This is a genomic window from Collinsella sp. BIOML-A6 (genome assembly GCF_009875845.1).
In the GTDB taxonomy this organism is placed as follows: Bacteria; Actinomycetota; Coriobacteriia; order Coriobacteriales; family Coriobacteriaceae; genus Collinsella; species Collinsella aerofaciens_H.
Genome location: NZ_WWSL01000045.1, coordinates 1 through 8,948, shown reverse-complemented (window position 1 = coordinate 8,948; position 8,948 = coordinate 1). Strand labels below are relative to the sequence as shown.

Below are 8,948 nucleotides of genomic sequence, written 5' to 3'. Positions count from 1 at the left end.
GAGGTGCCCGGTGGCGCGGGCGAGCCGGCCGGTGGCGCCGGCCCAACCGTTGAGCGGCCCGGCGCCGGGTCCGCGACGGATCCCGTCCCTAGGCCCGCGACTGCGACGCCCAAGACGACCACGACAAGCAAGACGACAGTTACCAAGACCACGGCGTCCACGCCATCCAGGGCCAAGACTGCTAGCGCCGCCGCCACGCTCCCCAAGACCGCCGACAGCAACTGGATCGCCGCCTCCTTAGCGCTATTCCTGCTGGGAACAGCGCTTCTAGGTGCCACGCGCTGCTGCTGGGACACCCGTCCAAGTTACTGACGAAGTGGGGCTTGCTTTGGCAGTGTTAGCAATAAGGGCGGCTCCGCTAGTCTCGGGAGACCGCGGCATTCGGCTGGCTTGCTGAGTGCCGCGGGCAGTAGCGGACAGTAGCATCAAACCCTCAATTCAATCTCCCTCGTACGTAGGGAGGCCCCGCCATGCTGTCCACCGCCGAGCCCCTCACCAAGGCACTCGATACCCTCTTCAGGCGCAAGACGGTCAATGTGGCCGCGTTCGCCAACGGCGACGGACCCGTGAGCGAAATCTCGTTGGGCTACTTTTCCAGCGACCACGTCAAGAAGCACCCAGAGAAGTCGAATAACGGGTTTGCGGTCGAGCACGTCGTGCTTATGGCGAGGGCCCTTGCCGACGAGATCGCGGACTATCGCGCCGCCGCCGGCTGGCGCGGCCTGGACGAGGCGCCCTTCGAGGGCTACGCGTACGGCGTCGACGACTTCTACTCGGTCAGCTTCTTGCATCCGTGCCAGGACAAGGGGAGGGGCAGCCTGTAGAACGAGGTCGGCTCCATAGAGATCTCCTCGAGCCTTCCGTTGCCTCGCCGAACCCATGGAATCCCATTCGCGTCGACGAAAGCCGTTTCGGGCGCCGTGCGCACTCCCATTCCGTGCCCTCCCGTTGGGAGCCATATGTACCATGCTCCAGGAGGAAGCGTGCCGACGCAGACGCGGTCGGGAAAAGCGGGACCGTTGTCCTCTCCTTTGAAAGAAGGGCCGGCTCCGCTAATCCCGACGCAGGTGACGATTGCGTCGTAGACGGGGGACTCGCTTTCGTTTCGAAGCACGACGAACTGCCAGAAGAATCGGTTGTCATCGGGCTGATCGATTCGGTTTCGACCTTCTTCGTACCATGCCGATATGCGGGATGGCTGATGCCGCTTGATATCGTCCTCCCTGTTTCTTTTGGTCTGGTTGTTTTGACAGAATGCGGCAATCAAGGTCCCCAAGGTAGCGGCTCCGATGAATGCTTGGACAATCAGATTGGCGGTGTCTATATCGATGCCAAAAATCATTGGATGGTCACCGGCTTAGTATCGTGGGGCGAAAATTCTAACTCTGAATAATACGGCATGATTGATGGTTGGCGTTGACCGAATTCCCATTGACGGTAACAACCCACCGCACTCCTCGACCACCTCGATTGCCTTGCGATTCTGCTTCTCGAGCGCGGAGACGATAGCGAGGAAGCACCGCTCTTTCTGTCGGGGGCTATAATTAACCGTTCAAGCCAGATTCTGCCGTCTGTGGTAAAACAGCATGCTATTAAAGATTCTGGCCTTGATTAGAGTTTTTTATCCCAGTCATTGTCGCCGGATCTCCCTATGCGGCGGGGCTCGACTTCGAGGACGTCGTCGACTCGGCCCTCGAGCGTGCAAGACTTGCTGAGCTAGGTGGACTAGAGTAAGAAAAGAGAAATCAAAAGGCGAATTTACCGCGAGGAGCAAAATGTCCCATATAAATCAGATCCAAGAAGAGCTAAGGCAGATCGAAGGCGGGCGTTTTCAAACACTAGCAAATCAGTATCTATATAGGAGATATTCGCTTAACAACATCATTGAATTGGGATCCCAATGCGGCACGGATAAAACTACGACCGGAGTGCCAGATATGTACTCCGTAGGAGAGAATGGACACTACATCTTCGCGGCATACACAACCTCTAAATCCGACATTCGCAATAAGCTGCTAAATGATGCTATAGACTGCCTCGACAGGAGCAAAACCGGCATCGATCCGCAACTCATAGATCGAATCATCCTGTGCCACACATACTTTCGCCTTTCACCTCTGGTACTCGAGGAAGTCCGCGCCATCGATCCACGGATAGAAATAATCGGGCCAGAGACAATTGCGAGCGACCTTGATAGAAAATTCCCTGCGCTAGCGCATACGGTTTTGGGCATTCCGCTCGGAAAGGGGTCATTCATCGCCCCAGACCGCTTCATCGAGCGAAGCCTGAACGGCCGTTTCACAACCGACCTGTCGAAGCCCCTCATGCACAGGGATTCCGAGTTTTCAGGCATCATCGAATCGATAGAGCAAAGTAGGGCAGTAGTGATTCAGGGGCAGTCTGGATCGGGGAAAACCAAGATCGCCCTCGACGCATGCCTCTCATTCAGCAATCGGCATCACTGGGATCTTCTGATCTTGGACTCTAGGTATTCGTCGCATCTCGACGATGATATTGAGCTGATTTTGTCGGAGTCGGAAAACATTATCCTTCTGGTCGATGATGCAAACGGCAACCTGTCACTTGAGCACTTGCTGGGAATCTGCTTGGAAAACAAAAAGCTAAAGATTGTCCTCACCTGCAGGAAGATGCACCGAAGCGAGTTGACCGCGAAAATCGGCAGCTATCTAAATTTCAAAGAAATAGAGCTGGAGCCTCTAACCGCGGAAAACATTGAAGCGATACTCGAGACCGAATACAACATAAAAAACCTAGCACTGAGGGAGAGAGTATCGGCAATCGCAAACGGAAACCTGCGCTTGGCTATCATGGCAGCAAGCCCCATAGCAGACGGCAATTTCGAAGCCATCCAAGAGCCATACGATCTTCTGAACATCTATATGAATTCCGCCTTAGCTGGGTACTCCAGCAGGGAGCAGCGTCTCGCAGAGGTCCTTGCAATCTACGATTGCTGCGATCTTATTGAAGGAGACCCTTGTTACGAGGAACTCTTGGGCCTGGAGTACGACGATGCCGAGATTCGGGATTTTGCATCCAGATTGAACGACCAGGAAATCGTCACGATCCTTACCTCCGCTGGTGGCGTGCTAGCCATAAGAATGGAAGAGCAGAATCTTCGTGACTTCTTGATATGCCGCCACTTCGCAAAAGAAGGGAACGGCAGTTTTGCGGATTTCATTCTGCATACCGCAGAAATGCCGAACGCGCCGTATCTCAAAGCCGCCAAGTCAATGGCTGAAGTGTGCGGAAGTGCGAGCGTGTACGACTACCTTCGAAGGGAATGCGGGAAAGCTTGGGATGAAATTAAGAATCGGGATGCGCGAATTGCCGATCAGTTCATAATCACATTCAATCAACTCCTTCCCATACAGGCGCTCGCCTTTGCCTCAAACCGCATCGAAAGCGCTGCTTGCGCTGACGTATCGGAAGATATTCTCGGCATGAATTCGACATCCGACGGATCTATGCCCCTGCATATTTCCGTATCCCTGATGAGCTCGAGCGAGTATTCGCAAACAGCCTTAGAGTTGTTCGTGACGTGTGTAGAAAGAGGCACCGAGCGAGCGGCCGAGTACAACTGGGCATGCGGACCAGACGGTGCTTTCGCTTATGATCTCGATCGTACGGGATTCGATTTGGAAAACAGCAAACTCGATGCCCTCGCTCAAAAATATCAACAATCGCATTCCCGTAATGTTGCAGCATGTCTGATCGTCTTGACGAGTTCATACCTCTCTTCAAGGGCCCAGCGCGTTTGGCAAAATGGCATAACGTACACATACAACACCCTGACCTTCAGTTTCACATCAGAGTTGGCCGAGCTCCACGCCCATTGCTTCCGGGCGCTCTCCGTTCTAGTCGAAACCGAATTCAGCAGGCAAGTTAAATCCACCTTTCGGCAGCACTTCTCGTTCTATGGCAAAGAACCTGAAGCGGAGCACGCAGAAAACATGCATTCGGTGCTCTCGAGGATCGAAGAGCTATTCCCCAAATATAAAAGCGAAGACTCGACAACCGATCTTTCATGCGGCTTAAGCATCAACCAGATTTACGAAACATGCGCGCAGAACTCCCCTCTGAGCCTCGATGGGTTCCGCCAGAGCACATTCGACGCGCTTGGCTTGGAGAACTCTTGGTCTCTCGAAGAGAAAGAACCTAGAATATCCGCGGAAGAGTTACCGCTAGAACGACTGACCGAAGCCCTGGGAAAGCTGGCCGAAGATTATGAGATTTCCGGTAAAGAGTGGGAGTCGGGCAGGGCTATCGGAAAAGTCCTTCTGGAAATTGCCAAAAGGACCCCAGATACCGCTTCAAGCATAATCGCACGCAATATCGCATCGTTGCCCTCGACGATCCCCGTTCCGTATGAAGCACTTGATTGCCTTGCTGAAGCCATCGGCAGGAGGGTCCTTAGAAACGAGCTGGGCGCGGTGCTCGACGTGAGTGACCATCCGGCCCTGTTTGACTATCTTGATTTGCTAGCAATAAAGAGCGGGCCCGACAAGGAGGAGCTCGACGAGATCCTCGCAAGACTCGATGACGGCAGAACGCATCTCTGCTTGGAAGATTTGGAGATAGTCGAGCCAAAGCATCCTGGCTATATGCTCAAATCTGCTTTTAGGTTTTCCGAACATACACACAATGATGAGGTTTGGCGGTTTTTCGGCAACTGCGGAGACGAAAAGCGCGTCTCCGCTCTAGATTCGTACTTCGGATCCAATCCCTCACCGGCTGTCAACCTGTATTTTCTCGCACTTGAAGGACGCCCTTCTTTCGACTATAACCTCGCTTTCCTACGCTGCCTTTTACGCCTTGAAAGTTCAATGATTGACCGTTTTTTGGAATACGCTGCCAACCTCGACTACCGACAAAGGCACGATCTCCTGCGAAGAATCAGCTCGTTTTGGACCGTCCAGGACGATCACGCTTGGAATCTGCTGAAAGCAATGATCGATGAAGCGCTGAGCAAACCACTCGGCAGGTATGAAATAGCCTTTTTGTTTCCCGTTCATGATGCAAATGCGCTCTCGAGCGATTTTTTTTGGGAGCGCCTGGAATATACCATCCGCGAAAGGATCGCCGACGCAAATAGTCTCGATAGAATAAGCTGGGCCTTGTCCGATTGCAATGACGAGGCGAGGGTTAGGGCTATCACCCTCATTCTGACGCTCGATAAAGACGGGATATCGATCAACCATTTGGATCTCCGTCGATCTTCAATGAGCGGGTCCCCTGAAAAAGGCTTTATTCCAGCAAAGCTCAAGGAGATTGAGGCGATTGACTCGATTGCTGCTCAGCTGCCCGCAGGTGTTGCATATTTAAAACACAGAGAATGGCTGTCAAAAGTGAAGTCATCAATTGAAGGAGACATCGAAGACGAAAAGTGGGGGCTATTCCACGACAGGCAGTAATCGACTTTGACACCTAGAATTAGGAAAAGTCTCAGGCGCTTCGGCCTAAACCATACCCCGTTTACCATTGGGATAGATATCGAAACTCAACCTGTCCGAGTTTCGCTTGTGTTTCGATTTTTGTCCCAGCGCTGTCCCACCAACGTTCCGCAGCATGTCGCAGTGAGCCGCCATGTTCGGATGACTGTGAACTAGGCAATATAGGTGAACTGGGTAGAAAGCGGCGGTACAAACGCATGCTAAAACTGGCAAATTACTATGAAAGGTAATCTTATGGCAAACACGGAGGAATCAACTAAGGCCGTTCTAACGCGCTTGCAAGACGACGCAAGGCCAACTATTTGCAGCGACTCTCTCGAACTTATTTCGAATGTCGCAGAGGTTGGTCTGGACGAAATTCTCCAAAACGAGTTCTTGAAGGACATTCCCGTCATCTCAAGCGCAGTGAGCATCTATAAAATCGGAAACAATATCCACAATGCGCACCTACTGAAGAAGTATGCGTGTTTCCTCGATGAGTTCAACCGCGACTCTTTTGAAAATGGCTCGAGGAAAAAGTACAAGCAATACTTTGAAGAGTCAAATAGGAAGCGCGATATTGAGTACCTGCTTATCCTGCTCGAAAGATACATTGAGGAGGACAAAGCGCGGCGACTAGCAAAGATTTATGAGGCCTATCTAGATAAAGAAATTAGCTGGGGCGATCTTCGTTTGTTCGCAGAGACGCTGGACAGATTTCTACCTGGAGACTACGAGATGCTTCGAGAAAAGGAAACTATTCAGACGCTCAGAGGCAAAGATACAGAAGTTCTGCTTCGATTAACCGGACTTGGATTGCTGATTGAGGATATCCATCGGCAGCAGTGGGACGTAGTAGACGAGACGCTCACCTTCGACGATCCCGGCGATATCGAGAAAGAAGAAAGGGTTTATCGTAGGACCGAATTTGGAAACAGGATGGTATCTATACTTGGCTAGCTGCTGCAGGCAACAATTTGAGCGCGCTCTTGTCGTCTTGATTAAACTGCTCGCATGCCAGTGACAAAGCAATTAGCTTAATTGGTCGAATGGTTTATTAGCCCAATACGCGTGGCCTAAATCGGCTAATACACATGATGGTGAAATTCTAAGCCGCTTTTAAGCGAACATGACTTTCCTCATCTTCGGTTGATTATTTCGTCTTCGTTTTGTTAATTCGCATGGAAACAAGAGCTGCGGCTATCGTTGACAACGGGAGAGGCGGCGCGAATGGCGCTATTCGACGAGAGAGTAAATTGCCTTGCAGATTGTCACGCCGAAGTCGACCAGGAACCTTTTTTGTCCATCGGTTAGCCTTGCTCTCTCTTCCAGTGATTCCTTGCTCGAGTGCCTGAAACACTGGATCTTGTATCTGAAGCTCTTCACCGTATTGTCGTCGACGAGTCCAAGCGTCACCTTCGAGTAGTCAGGTTGTATGAACTTCCCGTTCTCTTTCAGCAGGTTCTCGATCAGGTTCGCGATCTCCCTGAGCTTCTCGTTGTCCTCCATCTCCTCGAATCGCGAATTGCCTGCGGAGATGAGCTGGATCCTCTTGTTCAGATTATCGCCGATTGCCACCGAGGACGCCTTGCGCACGAAGGTCATGTCGGCAACCATCGCGCGGCGGGTCGCCCAGCGTACCGTGCCATCATCGTCGAGCCCAAGCGATATGGCTCTGTCCCTGATTGTCCCGTATGTAAAACTGGGTGGTTCTTTCGGGGGCCTGCGCAGTACGTCGGGGAATTGATCGATGATATAGCCGTGTGCGTTCAGATAGTAGGCGACGACATAGAACCAGCACCTGTCCTCTTTCCTATTCGGCTCGTTTTCTGGTTGACACAGCTGCCGGAACTTCTCTATCGCTTCTATCTCGTCGTGGACTAGGAACTCGAATCCCTGTGTCTCATCCTTCCCGTAGAAGACGTTGTAAGTTCTGTTCACGCCTTCGATAAGTGAGAAAAAGTGATAGTAGTAGTCGTTCTCTGAAATGTTATCGAGATAGTACTCTCTCAGGTCGATCATCTGATTTCAGGTCTCCGTTCGTCTTTGGTGAAGTGGCTGTGCCCGCATTTGGCCCTGGCTGTCATTAGGCTCTGACCTGTTACCGACTTGGGCTGGCGGGCAGCTGCAGGTCGTCTTCCCGAACGGCGCGCGGTGATGCGGTTTCGCCGCGATGTCTCTCTGTGCGGCGCATTTCCTCAAACACTGTAGAAATGTTTTTGCGAGCTGCCGCACTTAACTAAGCTCGCATAGACACCGTAGCACATGGTATCGAGGTTGTTGCACGCGTTTTCAGTTGAGGGCACTGTTGGCGACAGGGCTGCTCAAGCTCCATTTGATGTCTCTTCGAAAGAGCGGTATCGCTCACGGGCGGCCGGCACAGCCGCTCTGGCATTGGAGTGCTAATTCGCTCCGGAACCACGTTCCGAACAAGGAGCCCAGCTAGGGCGTATGAGTACTGGAACCCATGGAGGCGGGCAGCCGCTGCAAGGACGAGTGCCTGCCCGAGGAGACGAGCCGCCGCATCGTGGACGTCATCAGCGACGTGAACTCGCCTACAGCGATCACGCGCGGCGCTACCTGCTCGCGACGGGCTGCGTGACGGAGCGCACCTACGTGACGGGCTCGCCCATGGCGGAGGTGCTGCGCACGAACCTGGCGGCCATCGATGCGAGTGACGTGCTGGAGCGCGAGGGCCTGGAGCCGGGAGGCTACTTCCTGCTCTCCGCCCACCGCGAGGAAAACATTGACACCGAAGCGAACTTCATGTCCCTCTTCGGCGCGATAAACGCCCTCGCCGAGGAATACGGAAAGTCCATCCTCTACAGCTGCCACCCCCGCTCCCGCAAGCGCCTGGAGGCCTCGGGCTTCCAGGCGCATCCCCTGGTGCGCACCCACGAGCCCATGGGCTTCCACGACTACAACAAGCTGCAGTCCAGCGCTTACCGCGTCGTCTCTGACCCCGGTACCCTCCCCGAGGAGTCGAGCTTCTTCGCGAGCGTCGGCCGCCCGCTCCCGGCGGTCTGCATCCGCACGAGCAGCGAGCGCCCCGAGGCGCTTGACAAGGGATGCTTCGTGCTCGCGGGCATCGACGAGCGGGGCCTGCTCAACGCCGTGCGCACGGCGGTTGCGCTCACGGAGGATGGCCTCCACGGAATCCCCGTGCCGGACTACCAGGACGACGTGGCCCCCAAGGTCGTCCGTATCATCCAGTCCTACACCGGCATCGTTGACCGCATGGTGTGGAGGAAATACTAATGTCTCTTTTTACGACGGGTTCGCCGTTGGTCGCTGAATCGATGGGTATGCAGGCTCTATGGCAAGACTCACACGTTATGGTCAAGTGGCTCAAAGATATTATATCGTCTAGTTTGACCGTTGAAGAAAAGACTCACTGCATGGCCTGTGCCTTCATGCTTGCCCTTGATTGTCATTTTCATTGCAACAGCCTCAGGACTCAGCGCAACGCGTTGCGCTGAGTCCTGAGGCGCGAATCCG

At 53.5% G+C, this 8,948-nt stretch carries 7 protein-coding genes; 6 read left to right on the top strand and 1 reads right to left on the bottom strand.

Translation table 11 applies throughout. The features are described from left to right. The first annotated feature begins 470 nt into the window (after nt 1–470). The 4 genes from GT495_RS10375 (at nt 471) to GT495_RS10360 (ending at nt 6,410) form a co-directional block, all read left to right on the top strand. The gene (locus GT495_RS10375) at nt 471–824 is read left to right on the top strand and encodes a hypothetical protein (RefSeq protein ID WP_099431612.1); all 354 of its coding nucleotides are present in this window, start codon (nt 471–473) and stop codon (nt 822–824) included. 377 nt (nt 825–1,201) lie between these two features. Further along, on the top strand, nt 1,202–1,393 hold the full coding sequence (locus GT495_RS10370; protein ID WP_147579366.1) for a hypothetical protein: 192 nt from the start codon (nt 1,202–1,204) through the stop codon (nt 1,391–1,393). Nucleotides 1,394–1,775: 382 nt separating this feature from the next. Then, nucleotides 1,776–5,432, top strand: coding sequence for a hypothetical protein (locus tag GT495_RS10365; RefSeq protein WP_161162580.1), 3,657 nt, complete (start codon nt 1,776–1,778; stop codon nt 5,430–5,432). A gap of 273 nt (nt 5,433–5,705) precedes the next feature. Beyond that, a complete protein-coding gene (locus tag GT495_RS10360; protein ID WP_161162579.1) occupies nt 5,706–6,410 on the top strand; it encodes a hypothetical protein in 705 nt (234 codons plus the stop codon). 276 nt (nt 6,411–6,686) lie between these two features. Here the strand turns inward: GT495_RS10360 and GT495_RS10355 are convergent, their stop codons facing one another. Then, nucleotides 6,687–7,472: a hypothetical protein gene (locus GT495_RS10355; protein ID WP_161162578.1), complete on the bottom strand. Its 786-nt coding sequence runs from the start codon at nt 7,470–7,472 to the stop codon at nt 6,687–6,689. Nucleotides 7,473–7,917: 445 nt separating this feature from the next. On the opposite strand from GT495_RS10355, the gene GT495_RS11050 reads away from it, so the two are divergent. Then, a complete protein-coding gene (locus tag GT495_RS11050; protein ID WP_304515558.1) occupies nt 7,918–8,052 on the top strand; it encodes a hypothetical protein in 135 nt (44 codons plus the stop codon). After that, nucleotides 8,049–8,708, top strand: a complete 660-nt coding sequence (locus GT495_RS10350; RefSeq protein ID WP_370457661.1) for a UDP-N-acetylglucosamine 2-epimerase — start codon at nt 8,049–8,051, stop codon at nt 8,706–8,708. The genes GT495_RS11050 and GT495_RS10350 overlap by 4 nt, the downstream gene beginning before the upstream one ends. The last annotated feature ends 240 nt before the right edge of the window (nt 8,709–8,948 follow it).